The sequence below is a fragment of the Vibrio sp. R-1 genome (genome assembly GCF_035615595.1).
Taxonomy (GTDB): Bacteria; Pseudomonadota; Gammaproteobacteria; order Enterobacterales; family Vibrionaceae; genus Vibrio; species Vibrio cholerae.
The window spans coordinates 1-19093 of sequence record NZ_WPDC01000064.1 but is presented as its reverse complement, the minus strand read 5'-3'; the positions used below and the strand labels follow the sequence as shown (position 1 = coordinate 19093).

General features: G+C 48.6%; 16 protein-coding genes and 1 riboswitch. Of the genes, 9 read left to right on the top strand and 7 right to left on the bottom strand.

Annotated features, from left to right (window positions below; all coding sequences use genetic code 11):
* Nucleotides 1-458: 458 nt before the first annotated feature.
* The 3 genes from glgC to GOU96_RS12925 all read left to right on the top strand — a co-directional run bounded on the left by glgC (nt 459) and on the right by GOU96_RS12925 (nt 4137).
* The gene (glgC, locus tag GOU96_RS12935; protein ID WP_175248049.1) at nt 459-1676 is read left to right on the top strand and encodes a glucose-1-phosphate adenylyltransferase; all 1218 of its coding nucleotides are present in this window, start codon (nt 459-461) and stop codon (nt 1674-1676) included.
* A gap of 1 nt (nt 1677) precedes the next feature.
* Nucleotides 1678-3132: a glycogen synthase GlgA gene (glgA, locus tag GOU96_RS12930; protein WP_095481784.1), complete on the top strand. Its 1455-nt coding sequence runs from the start codon at nt 1678-1680 to the stop codon at nt 3130-3132.
* A gap of 186 nt (nt 3133-3318) precedes the next feature.
* Nucleotides 3319-4137 (top strand): alpha/beta fold hydrolase, encoded by an 819-nt coding sequence (locus GOU96_RS12925; RefSeq protein ID WP_000097999.1) that lies wholly within the window; start codon nt 3319-3321, stop codon nt 4135-4137.
* Between the two features lie 4 nt (nt 4138-4141).
* On the opposite strand, the gene GOU96_RS12920 is transcribed toward GOU96_RS12925, so the two are convergent.
* From GOU96_RS12920 to torD, 5 genes are all read right to left on the bottom strand, one after another.
* The gene (locus tag GOU96_RS12920) at nt 4142-4453 is read right to left on the bottom strand and encodes a DUF2007 domain-containing protein (protein WP_000708709.1); all 312 of its coding nucleotides are present in this window, start codon (nt 4451-4453) and stop codon (nt 4142-4144) included.
* A 33-nt stretch (nt 4454-4486) separates the two neighbouring features.
* The gene (locus tag GOU96_RS12915) at nt 4487-5176 is read right to left on the bottom strand and encodes a TVP38/TMEM64 family protein (protein WP_000277069.1); all 690 of its coding nucleotides are present in this window, start codon (nt 5174-5176) and stop codon (nt 4487-4489) included.
* 354 nt (nt 5177-5530) lie between these two features.
* A complete protein-coding gene (locus GOU96_RS12910) occupies nt 5531-6118 on the bottom strand; it encodes a TfoX/Sxy family DNA transformation protein (protein ID WP_000360586.1) in 588 nt (195 codons plus the stop codon).
* A 113-nt stretch (nt 6119-6231) separates the two neighbouring features.
* Nucleotides 6232-6318: riboswitch (cyclic di-GMP riboswitch) on the bottom strand.
* A gap of 158 nt (nt 6319-6476) precedes the next feature.
* Nucleotides 6477-7487: an HTH-type transcriptional repressor PurR gene (gene purR, locus GOU96_RS12905; protein WP_175248051.1), complete on the bottom strand. Its 1011-nt coding sequence runs from the start codon at nt 7485-7487 to the stop codon at nt 6477-6479.
* Between the two features lie 406 nt (nt 7488-7893).
* Nucleotides 7894-8556, bottom strand: coding sequence for a molecular chaperone TorD (gene torD / locus GOU96_RS12900; protein ID WP_000983158.1), 663 nt, complete (start codon nt 8554-8556; stop codon nt 7894-7896).
* A 224-nt stretch (nt 8557-8780) separates the two neighbouring features.
* Between torD and torR the strand changes: the two genes are divergently transcribed.
* Nucleotides 8781-9485 (top strand): two-component system response regulator TorR, encoded by a 705-nt coding sequence (torR, locus tag GOU96_RS12895; protein ID WP_000120285.1) that lies wholly within the window; start codon nt 8781-8783, stop codon nt 9483-9485.
* A 100-nt stretch (nt 9486-9585) separates the two neighbouring features.
* Here the strand turns inward: torR and elyC are convergent, their stop codons facing one another.
* Nucleotides 9586-10407, bottom strand: a complete 822-nt coding sequence (gene elyC, locus GOU96_RS12890; protein WP_000462426.1) for an envelope biogenesis factor ElyC — start codon at nt 10405-10407, stop codon at nt 9586-9588.
* 116 nt (nt 10408-10523) lie between these two features.
* Here elyC and cmoM point away from each other — a divergent pair, with 116 nt between their 5' ends.
* The 4 genes from cmoM to mukB are packed head-to-tail and all read left to right on the top strand — an operon-like array spanning nt 10524 to nt 17830.
* On the top strand, nt 10524-11306 hold the full coding sequence (gene cmoM / locus GOU96_RS12885) for a tRNA uridine 5-oxyacetic acid(34) methyltransferase CmoM (protein ID WP_175230171.1): 783 nt from the start codon (nt 10524-10526) through the stop codon (nt 11304-11306).
* An 11-nt stretch (nt 11307-11317) separates the two neighbouring features.
* Nucleotides 11318-12655, top strand: coding sequence for a chromosome partition protein MukF (gene mukF, locus GOU96_RS12880; RefSeq protein ID WP_267781604.1), 1338 nt, complete (start codon nt 11318-11320; stop codon nt 12653-12655).
* Nucleotides 12636-13358, top strand: a complete 723-nt coding sequence (gene mukE, locus GOU96_RS12875; protein ID WP_000099361.1) for a chromosome partition protein MukE — start codon at nt 12636-12638, stop codon at nt 13356-13358. Before mukF ends, mukE begins: the two co-directional genes overlap by 20 nt.
* Nucleotides 13355-17830, top strand: a complete 4476-nt coding sequence (mukB, locus tag GOU96_RS12870; protein WP_267781602.1) for a chromosome partition protein MukB — start codon at nt 13355-13357, stop codon at nt 17828-17830. Before mukE ends, mukB begins: the two co-directional genes overlap by 4 nt.
* Before the next feature lie 69 nt (nt 17831-17899).
* Here the strand turns inward: mukB and GOU96_RS12865 are convergent, their stop codons facing one another.
* Nucleotides 17900-18343, bottom strand: a complete 444-nt coding sequence (locus tag GOU96_RS12865; protein WP_000373557.1) for an Lrp/AsnC family transcriptional regulator — start codon at nt 18341-18343, stop codon at nt 17900-17902.
* A gap of 107 nt (nt 18344-18450) precedes the next feature.
* On the opposite strand from GOU96_RS12865, the gene GOU96_RS12860 reads away from it, so the two are divergent.
* Nucleotides 18451-19035, top strand: coding sequence for a LysE family translocator (locus GOU96_RS12860; RefSeq protein WP_042987752.1), 585 nt, complete (start codon nt 18451-18453; stop codon nt 19033-19035).
* Nucleotides 19036-19093: the final 58 nt, after the last annotated feature.

The window sequence follows — 19093 nt, the reverse complement described above, 5'->3', positions numbered from 1 at the left end:
GCGAGTTCTGGCGTTACCTTCTCGCAAACTTTGCGCCCCAGAACCCAACGCTCTTTCTCAGTCCGATATTTATCCGCTACGTATTCTTTTCTATGTATTGAGCGATTTTCTTCGCTAAATCATCATTTTTATTATTTAGGAGGTGAGCTGACATTCAGGCAGTTAATGTGCCGTGATGGCTGAATATGAGGTTTATGTCATTGAACCATCAAAAGAGTGTGAGTTGGAATAAGTCTTTTCCATCTCGTCTTGTTTCACCACTGAGATTTTAAGAAATTGATTGGTATTCGGCCAAGGATTCGATAACGTATAGCCAACCGATTGCATTGTTTATTCAGCACATTTGTGCTGGCTGTCGTACTGATGTTGCTGTCGGTTAGCATGGAGCGCCGAGCCAGGACCCCCAAAGCAAAAATTTCGTGGTTCGGCAAATATTATAAAAGAATGGAGAACAACACATGGCTGGAGTATTAGGCATGATTTTGGCGGGAGGAGAAGGGTCACGTTTGAAGCCGTTGACTGAAACCCGTACCAAGCCGGCAGTTCCTTTTGGTGGAAGCTACCGTTTAATCGACTTTGCACTCAATAATTTCGTGAATGCCGATTTAATGCGGATTTATGTTCTGACGCAGTTTAAATCGCAATCGTTATACATTCATATGAAAAAGGGCTGGAATCTTTCCGGGATCACAGACCGTTTTATCGACATTATTCCTGCACAGATGCGTGATGGAAAACGTTGGTATGAAGGCACTGCCGATGCGATTTATCAAAACCTCCGTTTTGTTGAGATTGTCGCGCCGGATCAAGTCTGTATTTTTGGCTCAGACCATATCTACAAGATGGATATTCGCCAAATGCTCGATTTTCATCGCCGTATGGAAGCGGAATTGACCGTTTCTGCACTGCGTATGCCGATCAGCCAAGCCTCTCAGTTTGGGGTGATTGAAGTGGATGAAAACGGCAAAATGGTCGGTTTTGAAGAGAAACCGAGCAATCCCAAATCGATCCCCGGTGAGCCAGAGTGGGCACTGGTCTCGATGGGTAACTACATCTTCGAAGCGGAAACGCTCAGCCAAGAACTGCGTGAAGATGCTGAAAATAACCAGTCCAGCCATGATTTTGGCAAAGACATTATTCCGAAAATGTTCCCGCGCGGTAAAGTCTATGTGTATGACTTCACGACCAACAAAATTAAGGGAGAGAAGGAATCGACCTACTGGCGTGATGTGGGTACCATTGAGTCCTACTGGTCGGCACATATGGACTTGCTCGACAAAGATCCAGAATTTTCGCTATACAACCGCAGCTGGCCGCTGCACACCTACTATCCTCCTTTGCCGCCTGCGACGTTTGTGGATGTCAAAGACAAGAAAGTCAAAATCACAGATAGCTTGATCTCTGGGGGAAGTTATATCCAAGGATCAACCATTTATAAATCGGTTCTGGGTTTCCGTAGCAACATTGCTGCTGGCTCTTTTATCAGTGAATCTGTTATCTTGGGCGATGTAAAAATTGGAGCTGGCTGCACGATTAAGCGCGCCATTATAGATAAAGATGTCGAGATCGCCGCCGGTACCATCATTGGTGAAGATTTGGAACTGGACAGAAAGCGTTTCCACGTTTCCGATGAAGGGATTGTGGTGATTGCGAAAGGTAGTAAGGTAGGATTCTAGAATGGAACAATTCAACGTTTGGTTTACCGTTTCAGAGGTACAGGGGCTGGTAAAAAGTGGTGGCCTGGCCGATGTGGCAAAAGCGCTGCCACAAGCGTTGAAAGCGTTGCATCAGCAGGTAGCCATTGCGCTGCCTGCTTATCGTTCAGTACCGGGAAAGGAAGACGCAGAGTTAGTACTGGAAACAGAGCTGACACACTGGCCGCACACTCAGTATCGTGTTTTAAAATGCGAGCTAGACGGTGTGCCAATCTATCTGATTGATTGCCCTGCCTATTTTGACCGCCCGGCGCTGTATGCTGAGAATAATCAAGCCTATGCCGATAATGGTGAACGGTTTGGTTTTTTCTCTGCAGCGTGTTTGGACGTACTGCCGAAACTCGGTATTCAGCCTGACATCATTCATGCGAATGATTGGCACACAGGCTTAGTGCCTTTTTTGCTGAAAACCCGTTATCGCTATGACAGCTTTTTTGAGCAAGTCAAAAGTGTGCTGACGGTGCATAACGCGATTTTTAAAGGGATCTTTTCCTATCATCAATTAGAAGTCATTCCTGAGCTCAATTTATCGGGTATGGAATTTCTGCAATACGGTCATGATCATGTAAGCATGCTGCGGGCGGGGATCGCTTTTGCGGATAAAGTGAATGCGGTGAGTCCTAATTATGCGGCTGAGCTTTTAACGCCTCTTGGGGCTCACGGGCTGGTGGATGATTTTGTGCGTCGAGCGCGTGATTTACACGGTATCGTCAACGGTTGTGATTACAGCGAGTGGAATCCAAGAACCGACCACTATCTGCCTGCGACCTACAGCGATGAGCCTGAGTCGATGCGCAAGGGGAAAGCGCTGTGTAAAACTGCGCTGCAGGAAGAGTTACACCTGCCAGTTACCGATGTGCCGCTGTTTGGTATGGTTTGTCGTTTAACGCATCAGAAAGGCTTTCATTACCTGTTGCCGATTTTAGAGCAGTTCCTGCGCAATAACGTTCAAGTGGTCATTGTGGGTACTGGTGAGCCGGAAGTTGCTGCGCGGCTGAATAAGATCGCTCATTATCATCGATCCAAGTTTGCGTTTGTCGAGACCTACAGTGAGCGTTTAGCGCACTGGGTTGAAGCGGGATCGGATTTCTTCTTAATGCCTTCTGAATTTGAAGCCTGTGGGCTCAATCAGATTTACAGCATGGCTTATGGCACTCTGCCTATTGTTCGTGAAGTGGGTGGCTTGAAAGATACGGTGAACGATTACGATAAATTCCCTGAGCGCGCGACAGGCTTTGGTTACCAAGAGCCCACGCCAGAAGCTCTATTGATCACGATGCAGCGGGCACTCTTGTTTTATCTGCAGCAGCCAGAAGAGATGCTGAAAGTGCAACAACGTGCCATGCAGCAAAACTTCAGTTGGGAAGAGTCTGCCCAAGAATATATGAAGATGTATCGACTCGCGCGATTTGGCTAACGATATCCCCTTCATCATTGAAGCGGCAGCAGTGTTGGCTGCCACACCAAGTCGTTTGGTCTATGAAGCATCTCTCAGGCACCGCAAGGTGCCTTTTTTCTGTTTCACTCAACAGTTTCTTACAACTGGGGGGATTCTCTTGACTAAGATTATGGTAGTCTTGGCCTGCGTAATTAAGAGGTTTCAATGTCTTCCCCTATGACTGCCATTGCCGAAAAAGTGCTGTTTCACAAAACTTATCTTCACCCGACAAGTCAGGAGTGGGTGGTGTTCGTTCATGGTGCGGGGGGCAGCTCATCCATATGGTTCAAGCAGATCAAAGCGTATCGGCAGCATTTCAATTTATTGCTGATTGATTTGCGCGGCCACGGGAAATCCAATCAGTTACTCAGAGACTGGATTGCCAATCGCTATACGTTTAAGACCGTGACGCTGGATGTGCTCAAAGTGCTTGATCACTTGAAAATCCAGTCGGCGCATTTTGTGGGCATGTCGCTGGGTACCATCATAGTCCGTAACCTTGCTGAGCTTGCCACGCATCGGGTCAATTCTATGGTGCTTGGTGGCGCGGTTACACGGCTTAATGCGCGTTCGCAAGTGTTGGTTAAGCTAGGACATTTGAGTAAGCACCTCATCCCGTACATGTGGCTGTATCGTTTATTTGCTTACATAGTGATGCCGCAGCGTAGTCAAAAAGAGTCTCGCCATCTGTTTATTCGTGAAGCGCAAAAGCTCTGTCAGAAAGAATTTAAACGTTGGTTTACGTTAACCGCTGAGGTGAATCCGCTGATGCGTTATTTCCGCGACCGTGAATTGCCGATCCCAACCTTATATTTGATGGGAGAGAAGGACTACATGTTCATCCATCCGGTGAAAGAGATGGTGGCGCTCCACGCACAAAGTGAGCTGTATGAAATCCCAAATTGCGGTCATGTATGTAATGTCGAGCAGCCTGAGCTGTTTAATCAGCGTTCTATCGAGTTTATCCAGCGCCAAATCCGTTAATCCCTCACTGAGCGGTTTGGCTAAAACCACACTGCCAGCAGGCGGAAAATTGCCCTTCATGATGCTCCCCACACTCTGGGCATTGCCAGCATTCGGCGGGTGGGGGATTGAGAAATTCTCGGATGATTTGCTGCGCTGCGGTTTGTTGCTCCGGTTTCTGTAACCAAAGTGAAGGGGCGCTGCTGGAATCCATCGGGATCTCGCCGCGCAGCGCAAACAGCATTTCTCCACGCAACTCACACGCTATCCCTTGCTGATGCAAAAGCTGCATCAGCATGTGCGCTTCAAGCGGATGAGTGGCCGTGTAGATTTTCATTGTCCTTCCTAGCTTACTTTTACCAAGAGTGACTTACTTCACTGGCGATTGAGTGGCACGCTGCTGAAATTTACCCATGATCCATTTCACCACTATCGGAAATACGCCTAACAAAACGAATGAAGCGAGCACAGGGAGCGACACAATTTCGCCTAGGCTTGAGATTTCCGCCAGTTGAGTACCAGCATTGAGATACACCGCCGTACCCGGCAGCATACCAAGTTGGCTGACCCAGTAGTAACGCCAAGTGGAGATAGGCGTTAGCCCCATCACTAAGTTAATCAGGAAAAATGGAAAAATCGGGATCAGTCGCAGAGAGAGTAAATAAAACGCGCCATCTCGTTCAATACCTTGATTGATGGTTTGCAATTTATCAGCGAATTTAGCTTGCACCCAATCTCGCAATAAGAAGCGGCTACTGAGAAAGGCGAGAGTGGCACCAATGGTACTGGCAAAAGAAGCCAGCAGTAAGCTCAACCAAAAGCCAAATAGAGCCGCTCCCAACAAAGTCACGACCGTTGCGCCGGGGATTGAAAATGCGGTTAGGAGAACATACACCAAAAAATAGATCAGTGCGGCTTGCAGCAAATGGGCATCAATATAATTCGCCAATTCGGCTTGTTTGGCTTTCGCGACATCAAGAGTGAGGTATTGGCTAAACTGCGTCACCAAGAGCGCGGCAATGGCAATCAAAACAATGGCGATGATGAGTTTTTTATACATTCGAGTACCTAGTCATTACTTTATGGTTTGTGGGGCGTGATATTGCCCGTTTTACTTGGCTCTTCAGCGGTATGGGTTACGTTTCTTCACCCAATCATAGAGTGTCTCTGGTTTGATGTGGGTGCACACAGTGACCGCCGACTTGTCACTCCAAGTCATTAGAGTATCGCTCATTACTCAAGTATATCGCCTGTAACTGAATTTACTGGAGATACATAGAGAGCCTAAAAGTAAAGACAGGCTAAAGGCCGTTTTTCTTTCAAAAAAATAACGCGCCACTTTGGACGCGTTATGAAATATAGGGTGTGTAAAAACACAGGATGATTACAGGCGTTGAGGAACTCAAAATGAAACTCAGAGATGCCTTAATAGCTCATCACGACGATTTTGTGGGATCACCGACCAATGTTTACCTTCGATTGCGCCTTCTAGAGCCCATAGCAACTCTAAACTCACCTCTGCCGTGTGGGTTCGTTGAACCGCTTTATAAGCTTCGACAGAACCAAGAGTCTGAAGAGACTCGACGGTGTCGATACCTGCTTTTTTGAGCATTCTTTCAGTTGCTAAACGCAAGTTAGGAAGATCTTTCAAACGATCAGGTTTCGCTTGTGCTTGAGTTTCACGTTCGGCCTTAGCGACCTCCAGTGCTGCACGCGCTTCATTGAGGATAGAGTCTGGATGACTCCAACAATCTTCAGGTAGAGCGTAGTACTTAGTTACAACGGGGAAGCCACGTTTTTTGTAAACATAAGGTTCATAACCTTGCTGTTTATACTTTTCGATTGTGGCGTCATCTGCACGGATGTGCAGCGTATCGTTAACCACAAGCGCAAACATAGTTTCGTCGACGAAAATACCAAAGCCACCAAACATTGAACGAGATTTAACACGTCCTAGCTGCTCAAAGAGCCGCATTGAATCTTTTAATACTGGTTTATCCATGCTGTTAGTCTCGGAGTATTGTTACATACGCCACCAAGTCAGGTCCGAGAAAATTAGCAAAAGCATGCATTCATAGTGTCAATGATGAGTCAACATAGTGTATGCATTTTGCCATCGGTAACCCCGCTACCTACCACGTCTTCTGGTTTAGGCCGGAGGCTTTGCGTCCCACTCTTTCGAATGGTTTGCCCTGTGCGTGACATTTTTCCTGATAAGAATTAATCATTCTTGGGTCATTCTCACATACTGATATTTCAAATGTGAGAATGAGCCCTACTAATAATACTCGCACTACATATGTTTTGTCATATTTATGTGACAAGCTTTCAAATATAGGCGTTATGAATTGTCAAGAAAGTTAGGATTTTGTCAAGTCTTTCACCGTGTCGCGCTCTACGATCTCTGGGTGCATTTCGAAAATTCGGCGCTCGTGTTCTTTGTCTTTAATGCGTTCTAGCAAAATTTCAAATGCGTTCTTACCCACACGACGCTTAGGTTGGTGCACTGTGGTCAGTGGTGGAGAGAAGTATTCTGCTAACTCGATATTATCGTAACCGATGACAGACATATCTTCTGGAATACGTATGCCTTTCTGTTGCAAACGGCTCATCAAACCTAATGCCATCGTATCGTTGAAACAGAATACCGCCGTGGGGCGCTTGTCCATCGCAATGATTTTATCCGCCGCTAAAACGGCAGTATCACACTCAAAGTTACCTTCCAAGATCCAATCTTCATTGACGGCCAACTTGGCTTCCGCCATCGCGCGACGGAAACCTTGAATGCGCTCTTGGCATGCGGCTTTGACGAAGTGACCACTCAAACATGCAATCTCAGTGTGACCGCGGTCGGTGAGATATTTGGTCGCGAGGTAGCCGCCTTCTTCGGAGTTATCGATGATTTTATCGGCGTGCGACGTTTCTGGACCCCAATCCATAACCACTTTTGGAATATCTTTGTGCGCATCCAACATATCTTGCAGCTCTTGGGTCAGGTCTGAGCACATCACCAAAATGCCATCAACCCGTTTTTCGGCCAGCATGCGGATATAATCGCGTTGCTTTTCATAGATGCCGCCTGTGTTACATAGGATCAGCGTATAGCCTTGACGGTAACAATAGCTTTCCACACCGTCGATAACTTCCGAGAAAAACAGGTTAGTAGATTGCGTCACTAACATACCAATCGTGCGAGTGGTATTGCACTTTAAGCTGCGTGCCACGGCACTTGGCGCGTAGTTCAGCTGCTTAACGGCTTCCATCACTTTCTCTTGGGTGGTTTCTGCCACAAAGCGAGTTTTATTGATGACGTGAGAAACGGTAGTGGTTGACACGCCTGCAAGGCGCGCCACATCTTTAATCGTAGCCATAGAGTGTTCCTGTCGATGACTGCTGCCAGCGAATAACATCGGTGGATTTAATCAGCAGAAGTAAGGCGAGACTGAGCGAATCTTCACACTCTGTGCGAGCACATGTCCAACACTATGCCGTACGTAAAGCGCTTCAATCACTATGCCTAAAGTAATAAACCTAAAGTAATAAAAAACAAAAACCGCCGAGAAACAGCGGTTGAAATTTTTACTCGTTTTTATCGTTTGCGGATGGATTTTAGACTGCAAATCTCTCCGTCGCAACGAAATTCATTCACCAAACTATAAGCCATTTCACAATTAATTCGTCTATCCCCTTCCTATTTGACCCTGCCGTGGTGTTGGCTACCACACGAAGCCGTTTGGGATAGATAAAATAGGCTGGCTTTTCTCTTTGCCTGTCTGGCTAATGGGTCTCTTGGATCAGCTCATCAAGACAGTGTTTATCTTGCTGAATAAAGGCTAACGCTAAACGAGCGGCGGCTGAGTACAATCCGAAAGCATCAAATTGAGTGCAACGTTCAGCAAAGGCAGGTAGCCAAGTGAGTAAGTGTTGACTTATGAAGTCGGACTGAGCTTGGAGCGCTAAACTCAGTTGTGCTGAGTGCTCAATTTGGTTAGCACTGATTGCAAGATGCGCTAAAAAATCGAGCTGGATGGCAAGATGATCCTCGGGCTCATTGAGATTTTGTTCAACCTTAACCCCATGTGCGCTGAGTAACTCACGCATTTGCTGCGCAGGCTTGCCATTGAGTAAACCCTGATCGGCATAGACAGAAGCATAGGGCAGGGCGGAATCACGGTCTGATTTCAAAAAGAGATCACAGAAATCTGCAGCGAGCTCTAGCTGCGCATCTTGGCGATCTTGCAAGCGATTGAGCGCTTCGACCAAGTGTTTAACTTCGCGGCTCAAGCTTTGCTCATCAGCGAGTCCGCTTAAAAAAGTACGAACTTCTGCTGAGTGATAGCGAGCAATATCTTGCTCACTCAGTTCTTTAAAAAACAGGCTCGACAGCCACCAATAGATTTCAGCACGCTTTTCATTGAAGATTTTCAGTTCTTGCATCATCTCTGCACTCCCAATCGATGTGTGCTTAGTCTAAACCATAAAAATGAACAGCTATCACGGTGATTGTGACAGTTTGTGAAAAGAAAAGAATAGGTTGTTAATCTGTTAAATGAAGTTTGCTTTGCATCAAGAAATAGTGAGGTTTCTCACGATTTTTCTCGAGTTATTAACAAATATGAATAGAATAACCCTGCGATACATCCAGTTATTTAAAATGGTGCATTATGAGCTATCACGTACTTGTGGTTGAAGATGACCTCGTCACGCGAAGTAAGTTAAGTGGTTACTTTCAAAATGAAGGTTACCAAGTGACGGAAGCAGAAAGTGGCGCACAGATGAGAGAAGCGTTAGAGCTCAATGACATCGATCTGGTTTTGCTGGACATTAATTTGCCCGGTGAAGACGGTCTGTTATTGACGCGAGAATTACGCAGCCAGTCGGAGATTGGCATTATTTTAGTGACAGGACGCACCGACAGTATCGACAAAATCGTTGGCCTCGAAATGGGCGCGGACGATTATGTCACCAAACCTGTTGACCTACGCGAGCTTCAGGTTCGTGTAAAAAACTTATTATGGCGAATTTCCCTCGCACAGCGAGAGAGAATTACCGACAAACACGATGACAAACTGGTGCATTTTGGTGAGTGGACGTTCGATGTTCAGCGCCGTGCATTAAGCCGTAACGGTGAGCCAGTCAAGCTCACTAAAGCGGAATACGAGTTGTTGGTTGCGCTTTCTTCTTATCCTAATCAAGTGCTGAGCCGTGAGCGGATTTTGAACATGATCAGTCACCGTGTGGATGCGCCAAACGACCGTACGATTGATGTGTTGATCCGCCGTATGCGCGCCAAAATGGAAATGGATCCGAAAAACCCGCAAATCTTTGTGACGGTTCACGGCGAAGGGTACATGTTCGCTGGGGATTAAACACTGAGAGTGTCCTCATCGTTTTCTGCATTGTAAAAATAAAAAACTGGCTAAATGCCAGTTTTTTAATGCTACTTATGATCCCCCAAAGCGGATGAGACTAAGGTGCGCTTGGTGCCTCTTCAACCACCGGTGGAGTAAGCACAGGCTCACCGCTATCCCCTGCCACAGTATCTCGCAGGGTTTGCCACATCAGTCCTAAAGTTTCATGCCAATACTGCTCAGTTTGCTCAAGATAGCGCGATCTTGGAATGTATTTATCCCAAGGCTGAATAATATTAAGGTGGCCTAAGTAATTGGTCGGGGCAGGAATAGGTGTTAAGCCCGCCGATTCAAATTCACGCATCGCACGCTTCATGTGGCTCGCTGAGGTGACGAGCACCATACGTTTTTGTTGCACGAAAGCGGCCGCTTGGCGCGCTTCTTCCCAAGTATCTTTAGCGGTTTCCAGCAAAATAATATCCGATTTAGGTACGCCTAACGCCAAAGCAACACGCGCCATCATCCGAGCATGGCTAACTTCGCTGCCGCCAGCGTAACCGGATAGGATAAGTTTCGAACCCGGATACATACGACTAATACGAATGCCTTCTGTTAAGCGCATGAGCGCAGCACGAGTAAGCTCGGAGGTGGGGGGAATATCATCATCTATGACATGGCCATTCCCGAGCACCATGACGTAGTCAAGAGTACCTTCTACGGGTAAAAATGCCGTGTAAGTACGTTCAAGTGGCATCAACAAACGAGTCGCCACGGGTTGAAAGGAAACCAGAAATAACCCAGTGAGGGAGAACAACACTACTAGGCAGCCAGTTTTACGTTTTGCCGTGAACATGATCAACATCAGGCCCACGAAACCAATGATCAGCAGCGCTGGCAGAGGCATCAACAGTGAAGAAAATATTTTTTTCAGCTCAAACATAGAGAAAACAGTCCGAAAAAACAGCACTTGATTATAAAAAGAGTCGAAGCCTCTTTATTCCTGCCATTCGTATGACAGAATAGCAGGCACGGTTCGTTATCATAACTCAAGCTACTGTGACAGAAGATCGCAATTTCGACGATATTGCCCACAAATTTGCAAAAAATATATACGGTTCTGACAAAGGTGAGATCCGCCAAGTCATTGTTTGGGAAGATTTGGAGCAGCTTCTCAGTCAACTGGACACGCAAAAAGTTCCCTTGCACGTGCTCGATGCGGGTGGCGGCTTGGCGCAAGTATCGCAAAAAATCGCTCGCCTTGGGCATCGAGTGACACTCTGTGATCTTTCTTCGGAAATGTTGCAATTGGCCGAACAGGATATTGCAAACAATGGCCTGCTTGAGCAGTATCGCTTCGTCCATTCACCAGTGCAGACGATTCAAGCACACCTTGATGCGCCCGTGGATTTGGTGCTGTTTCATGCGGTGATGGAATGGTTGGCGGAGCCCAAACCAGCGTTGCAAAATTTGCTGGCGCAAGTTAGACCGGGTGGCATGGTGTCGGTGATGTTTTACAACTATCACGGTTTGGTTTACAAAAACGCCGTGTGTGGCAACATTCCGCACGTGTTAGAGGATATGCCGCACCGCAAACGGTTTAAATTACAACCGCAGAAAGGCTTGCTCCCCGAAGAGGTCTACCAATGGATCGAAGAATCGGGTTTTGAGATCTGCGGGAAATCCGGTATTCGTTGTTTCAGTGATTACATCGGAAACATGAAAAACATGGGCGAATACCAGCATGAGGATTTGGTGGCACTGGAGCGCAAATTCTGCCGTCAGGAGCCTTACCTCTCATTGGGCCGATACATTCACGTATGGGCTAAGAAAAAACAATAACAGGATAAACAATGAGTGAGTTTACTCAGGATACTGTGCAAAAGCCTATCGACGAACTCGTCACTTGGGTAAAACAGTATGACTTCTCATTGAATCTACCTACTGAGCGGCTGGCATTTTTGCTTGCGATTGCTGTGCTCAGTAATGAAAGATTTGATGAAGAGCTCGGAGAAGGGGAACTTCACGATGCATTCGCGATAGTGACGCGCTTGTTTGCAGAATCGGGAGAAGCCTCAGCCTTTCGGGCTAACAATGCGATTAATGATCTGGTCAAGCAGCGCTTATTAAGCCGTTTTACCAGCGAAATGACGGAAGGTGCCAGCATCTACCGTCTGACGCCGTTGGCGATCGGCATTACCGATTACTACGTTCGTCATCGCGAATTTTCCAAACTGAAACTATCCATCCAACTCTCTATGGTCGCGGATGAGATGGCGAAAGCCGTGGAATCTGCGCAACAGGGCGGAAGTGTCGCCCACTGGCGCAAAAACGTGTTTGGCGTGCTCAAATATTCGGTGAGTGAAATTTTCGACCGCATCGATCTCAATCAACGAGTGATGGATGAGCAGCAGCAATCGGTCAAAGAACAGATTGCCGACCTGCTGAATAAAGATTGGCGCGATGCGATCAATAACTGTGAAGCCTTGCTGTCTGAGACTTCCACCACACTGCGTGAGTTGCAAGATACCTTGCAAGCGGCAGGCGATGAGTTGCAAACGCAAATCCTCGATATTCAGGAGTGCGTGTATGGCGATCTGGAATTGGACTTCATTGAAGAGACGCTGTTTGCGCTGCAAATGAAGCTCGACCGCATCACGAGCTGGGGTCAGCAGTCGATTGATCTTTGGATTGGTTACGATCGCCACGTCCACAAGTTTATTCGTACCGCGATTGATATGGACCAGAACCGCGCGTTCAGCCAACGTCTGCGTCAGTCAATGAACGACTATTTTGAACAACCTTGGTATCTCACTTACGCCGATGCAGAACGTCTATCCGATCTGCGTGATGAAACCTTGACCCTGCGTGACGAAGAAGTTACCGGTCATGTGCCGATGGAAGTGGAATACGAAGAGCTGCAACAAGTGAACGATGAACTTGCGCAGCGGATTGGCGACATGCTGAAAGTGCATAAAGAGCAAGGCGCAGCGATTGATTTAGCACTTGTGCTGCGTGACTACTTAGCTAGCCATCCACGAACTCATCATTTCGATTTAGCCCGAATGGTTGTCGACCAAGCGGTAAGACTGGGTTATTCCGAGTCCGACTACCGCGCTATCCAGCCTGACTGGACGGCGATCAACGATTTTGGCGCAAAGGTACAAGCGAATGTCATCGACCGATATTAATGAATACATGCCAGAGAATCTGGCCAAAGCGATTGCTAACCCGCTATTTCCAGCGCTAGACAGTTTGCTGCGCGCGGGGCGTCATGTCTCCAGTGACGATTTGGATAACCACGCCTTCCTGTCAGATTTTGAGCCGGATTTGGCGCTGTTTTATCAACGCTATCACACCGAGCTAGTACGCGCGCCGGAAGGCTTCTTCTATCTGCGCCCGCGTTCTACGTCGCTTATCAACCGCAGTGTGCTCTCTGAGCTGGATATGCTGGTGGGTAAAGTGCTCTGTTTCCTCTATTTGAGCCCTGAGCGTTTAGCGCATGAAGGCATTTTCACCAACCAAGAGCTGTACGATGAGCTGTTGACCTTGGTGGAAGAGAAGAAGCTGATGAAGCTGGTGACCAACCGTGCCAGCGGCTCGGATCTGGATCGCGAGAAGCTGTTTGAAAAAGTACGTACTTCGCTGCGTCGTTTACGTCGCCTCGGTATGCTGATCACCATTGGTGATACGGGCAAATTCCGCATCACTGAAGCGGTATTTCGTTTTGGTGCGGATGTGCGTTTGGGCGGTGATGTGCGTGAAGCGCAGCTGCGCCTAATCCGTGATGGTGAAGCTGTGGTACATACCCCGGAACCAAGCCAGCAAAGCCTGTTGGAAAACCCAACAGCCGAGTACGACGAAGAGCAAACCGAGTGGGAAGATGAAGCATGATTGAACGAGGTAAATATCAATCGCTAACCATGATCAACTGGAACGGCTTCTTTGCGCGTACCTTTGACATTGATAATTTAGTGACCACTTTATCTGGTGGTAACGGTGCGGGTAAGTCTACCACCATGGCGGCGTTTATCACCGCTTTGATCCCAGACCAAAGCCTGCTCCATTTTCGTAACACCACCGAAGCGGGGAGCTCGCAAGCGTCACGCGATAAAGGTTTGTACGGTAAGCTGCAAGCGGGGGCGTGTTACGCCGCGCTGGATGTCGTGAACTCACGTAACCAACGTTTACTGTTTGCGGTGAAGCTGCAACAAGTGGCGGGACGTGATAAGAAAGTCGACATCAAACCTTTCTTGATCCAAGGTTTGCCTAGTCATGTTAAACCGACCGATGTGTTGGTCGAAACCGTATCCGACAAACATGCGCGTGTTCGCCAAATCAATGAAGTGAAAGATGCCGTGGGTCAAATTGAAGGCGCGCATTTCAAATCTTTCCCGTCGATTGTCGACTACCACGCGCAGATGTTTGAATTTGGCGTGATCCCGAAAAAGCTGCGTAACAGCTCTGACCGTTCAAAATTCTACCGTTTGATTGAGGCTTCGCTTTACGGCGGTATTTCCAGTGCAATCACCCGCTCACTGCGCGATTATCTGCTGCCACAAAATGGCGGCGTGAAGAAAGCGTTCCAAGATATGGAATCCGCGCTGCGTGAAAACCGCATGACGCTGGAAGCGATCAAGACCACGCAAGCGGATCGCGATCTGTTCAAACACCTGATCACCGAATCGACCAACTATGTAGCCGCGGACTACATGCGCCACGCCAATGATCGCCGTAACAAGGTGGAACAAACCTTGGCTCTGCGCGGTGAGCTGTTCTCTTCTCGTGAAACCCTGATTGAGCAAAACAGCTTGCTGAACCGTGTTCACGAAGAGTTAGAACTGCTGGTTGAGCAAGAGTCGGCGCTGGAGCAAGATTACCAAGGCGCGTCTGACCACCTGCAATTGGTGCAAAACGCACTGCGTCAGCAGGAAAAAATTGAACGCTATCAAGAAGATCTCGAAGAGCTGAATTTCCGCCTCGAAGAACAGATGATGGTGGTGGAAGAAGCCAATGAGCGAGTGATGATGGCCGAAGAGCGCGCCACCATCAGTGAAGAGGAAGTGGATAGCCTCAAATCGCAATTGGCCGATTATCAGCAAGCCCTCGATGTGCAGCAAACCCGTGCACTGCAATATCAACAAGCGGTGCAAGCGCTCGATAAAGCGCGTCGCTTACTGGATAAGCCAGAACTCAGTGCGGAAAGTGCGCAAGCGTTGGCCACTCAGCTTAAAGCGGAGCAGGAAACTCGCACCAGCGAACTGTTGGCACTCAAGCACAAGCTGGATATGTCTTCGGCAGCAGCGCAGCAGTTCAACCATGCGTTTGAACTGGTGAAACGCGTACTGGGTGAGGTCGCGCGCAGTGAAGCTTCGAAGCAAGCGCAGCAAGTGATCCGTCAAGCGCGTGAAGCTCAACATGTGTTGCAAAATGAAGCGCAGTGGCAAGCTCAACAGCGTGACCTTGAGCGTCAACTTGAGCAGCAACGCAACGTGCGTGAGCTGGCAACCCAATACCACAAACAACATAGGGTGGCCTTGGATGATGCCGCGACCGTCGAGCTAGAGCGTGAGCGCCACTCTGCACTGCTAGAAGAGCTGGAAACCGAGCAGGAAAACTGCCGCGAACAGCGTGGTCAGCTGCGCCATCAAGAGCAAGAACTGCAAACGCAAATCGCCCGTTTTGAGTCGATTGCGCCAGCATGGATCAAAGCCAACGATGCATTAGAAACGCTACGCGAGCAAAGTGGTGTCGAACTGGCGGATAGTCAGTCTGTCATGGCGCACATGCAGCAAGTGTTGGAGCTGGAAAAAGCCCAATCCATGGCGAAAGATAAGCTCGCCGAGCGTCGCGCGAAACTCGATAGCGAAATTGAGCGTTTAGCGTCTCCGGGGGGCTCTAACGATCCGCGTCTGAAAGGCTTGGCGGATACGCTAGGCGGTGTACTGCTATCGGAAATTTATGACGACATCACCATTGATGATGCGCCGTATTTCAGCGCTATGTACGGTCCTGCGCGTCACGCGATTGTGGTATCGGATCTCTCGGGCATCAAAGAAAAACTGGTTGAACTGGATGACTGTCCGGAAGATCTCTACCTCATCGAAGGTGATGTAGATGCGTTTGATGACAGCTCATTCAATGCCGAAGAGCTTGAAGGTGCGGTGTGCGTTCAGCTTAACCAGCGCCAAATGCGCTATTCGCGCTTCCCTGCCATTCCACTGTTTGGCCGCGCGGCGCGTGAGCAGCGTTTAGAGTTGCTGCGAGAAGAGCGTGATGACGTGGTTGAGCAACACGCCAAAGCTTCGTTCGATTCGCAAAAGCTGCAACGTCTTTACGCCAGCTTCAACCAGTTTGTCGCGATGCACTTGCAAGTGGCGTTTGATGCCGACCCTGAGCAAGCCTTAGCGAATGCGCGCGATAAGCGTAATCAACTGCTGCGCTCCATCAGCGAATTTGAAGCGCAAGAGCAGCAACTGCGTAGCCAGTTGCAAGCCAGTAAACAAGCGTTAGCTGCGCTAGACAAACTTGCGCCGCAAATGGGTCTACTTGACGAAGAGACGCTCGAAGCGCGTTACCACGAGCTTGAAGAGAAGTTGCAACAGCTGAGTGAGGCCAAAGCCTTTATTGCGGCGCATGGCCGTACCATCAGCGAGCTGGAAAAAGTGGCGGCGGTACTCGATGCCGACCCAGAGCAGTTTGATGCGCTGGAGCAGCAATACCAGCAAGCGGATCAAGCACTGCAGAAACTCAAAGCGCAAATTTTTGCGCTGTCAGATCTGCTTGAACGCCGTCACCACTTTGCTTATTCCGACTCGGTGGATCTGCTCAACCAAAGCAGTGAACTGAGTGAACAACTGAAAGCGAAATTGGTGCAGGCGGAAAGTGAACGTACCCGCAGTCGTGAAGAGCTGAAACAGGCGCAAGCTCAGCTCAGCCAATACAATCAACTGTTGGCGTCACTGAAAAGTTCGCACCAAGCTAAGCTAGAAACGGTGCAAGAGTTCAAACAAGAGCTGCAAGAGTTTGGTGTGCATGCTGACGAAGGTGCGATTGAACGTGCTCAGCGTCGCCGTGATGAGCTGCAAGAGCGTCTACACACTTCACGCAGCCGTAAGAGCGAATACGAACGTACTATTACCTCCACTGAGCTGGAAATGAAAGCGCTGGTCAAGCGCATGAAAAAAGTCGAGAAAGATTATCAAGACCTGCGCACTTTCGTGGTGAACGCGAAAGCGGGTTGGTGCTCGGTACTGCGTCTTGCGCGCCAAAATGATGTTGAACGTCGTCTGCACAAGCGTGAGCTGGCTTACCTGTCGGCCGATGAACTGCGTTCAATGTCGGATAAATCCTTGGGTGCGCTGCGTCTCGCGGTCGCTAACAATGAAGATCTGCGTGATGCACTGCGCCAGTCGGAAGATAACTCACGCCCTGAGCGTAAAGTGTTGTTCTACATTGCGGTGTATCAGCATCTGCGTGAGCGCATTCGTCAAGACATCATTCGCACCGACGATCCGGTCGAAGCGATTGAAGAGATGGAAGTGGAACTGGCTCGTCTGACCGAAGAGTTGACTCAGCGTGAACAGCGTTTGGCGATCAGTTCGGATTCGGTAGCCAGCATCATCCGCAAAACCATTCAGCGTGAGCAGAACCGAATTCGCATGCTCAACCAAGGGCTGTCGAACATCTCCTTTGGTCAGGTGAATGGCGTGCGCCTGAATGTGAAAGTGCGTGAAAGCCATGAAATCCTTTTAGCAGGATTGTCTGAGCAGCAAGCGCAACACAAAGATCTGTTTGAAAGTGCGCGTTACACCTTCTCAGAAGCGATGGCCAAGCTGTTCCAACGCGTGAACCCACACATCGATATGGGTCAACGCTCACCGCAAGTGCTGGGTGAGGAGCTTTTGGATTACCGTAACTACCTAGAGCTGAGTGTTGAAGTCAACCGTGGTTCGGATGGTTGGCTGCAAGCGGAATCGGGCGCATTGTCGACCGGTGAAGCGATCGGTACCGGTCAGTCAATCCTGCTGATGGTGGTACAAAGCTGGGAAGAAGAGTCGCGTCGTCTGCGCAGTAAAGATATTGTGCCGTGTCGCCTGTTGTTCCTTGATGAAGCCGCGCGTCTGGATGCTAAATCCATCGCCACCTTGTTTGAGCTGTGTGAGCGTCTGGATATGCAGTTACTGATTGCTGCGCCAGAGAACATCAGCCCAGAGAAGGGCACCACTTACAAACTGGTACGTAAAGTGTTTAAAGATCACGAACACGTACATGTGGTAGGGTTACGCGGCTTTGCGCAAACCGAAAAGCCAAAAACGGCGGAGCAGAAGTTCGCCGAAGAACTGGCCGGTGAGCTAACCGATTAATGTGTGATTGATGTAAAAACGCCTTCTATTTGGAAGGCGTTCTTTTTGCAGCTGTGTTTGTTGGTGAGTTTACTGCCGCTCATCTTTGGGCGAATCCATCACTACCATAGTGGTGATGGATTTGACTACCGCACATTCGCCAAGCACATCAGCATGGAAGCGTTTGTAAGCCACCAGATCTTTGGTTTCCACGCGCAGTAAGTATTCGTTCATGCCAGTGATGTTATGGCATTCCACGACTTCTTTAGCAAAGCGGACATGCTGCTCAAAGCTGAGCTGTGATTGCTTGGTATGGCTGTTTAAGCCAATCGCCACATACGCGATAAAACCGACCTCAAGCTGGTTTTTATCCAATACCGCGCGATAGCCTTTGATAATTTTCTTACGCTCTAAATCTTGCACGCGACGCAGGGTGGCGGAGGGCGATAACCCTACGCGTTCTGCCAACTCTACATTGGAGACTCGGCCATCGAGTTGCAGCTCGTGCAATATTCTTTCGTCAAACCTGTCCATAATTCTCTTTTGTTGTGCATTCAGTGTTTTGTTCGCTCATATAAACACAAAATTGCGTCAGGGAGCGATTAATATTTTTGTATCTGACATTAATCGAGAACATCGTTATGGATTACACCTTATTCGGGCCGCTGTTGGCGTTTGCTTTTGTTTCTACTTTTTCGCCAGGCCCTAACAACATCATGCTAATGACTTCAGGAGCCAATGTTGGTTTTTGGCGCACCATCCCGCACATGCTGGGGATTACGTTTGGTTTTAGCATCATGGTATTGCTGGTGGGAGTGGGCTTGACGGAACTGTTTCAGCGTTATCCGATCCTTCAACAAGGGCTACAGATTCTCTGCACTTTGTATTTGGTGTATCTGGCAGCCAAAATTGCGCTGAGCCGACCATCCAAAGAAGGGCAAGAGTATCAGCCAATGTCTTTTGTGGCGGCGGCGCTGTTTCAGTGGGTGAACCCGAAAGGTTGGTCAATGGCGCTGACGGCGGTGAGTGTATTTAACCCGAATGCGAGTTGGCTACAGCTCGGTTTGATTGCGTTGGTGTTTGCGTTAGTGAATTTACCTTCAGTCAGTGTGTGGACTGCCGCAGGCAAGCAACTGAGCTACTGGATGAATCATCCCAATTATGTGCGCTGGTTTAATGGGGCGATGGGGGGATTGTTACTGCTTTCGGTGGTACCGATGCTTTGAAAATACCCCCTACCGACCTCCCCCTAAAAGGGGGAGGAGAGGAGAAGGACCTACCCAA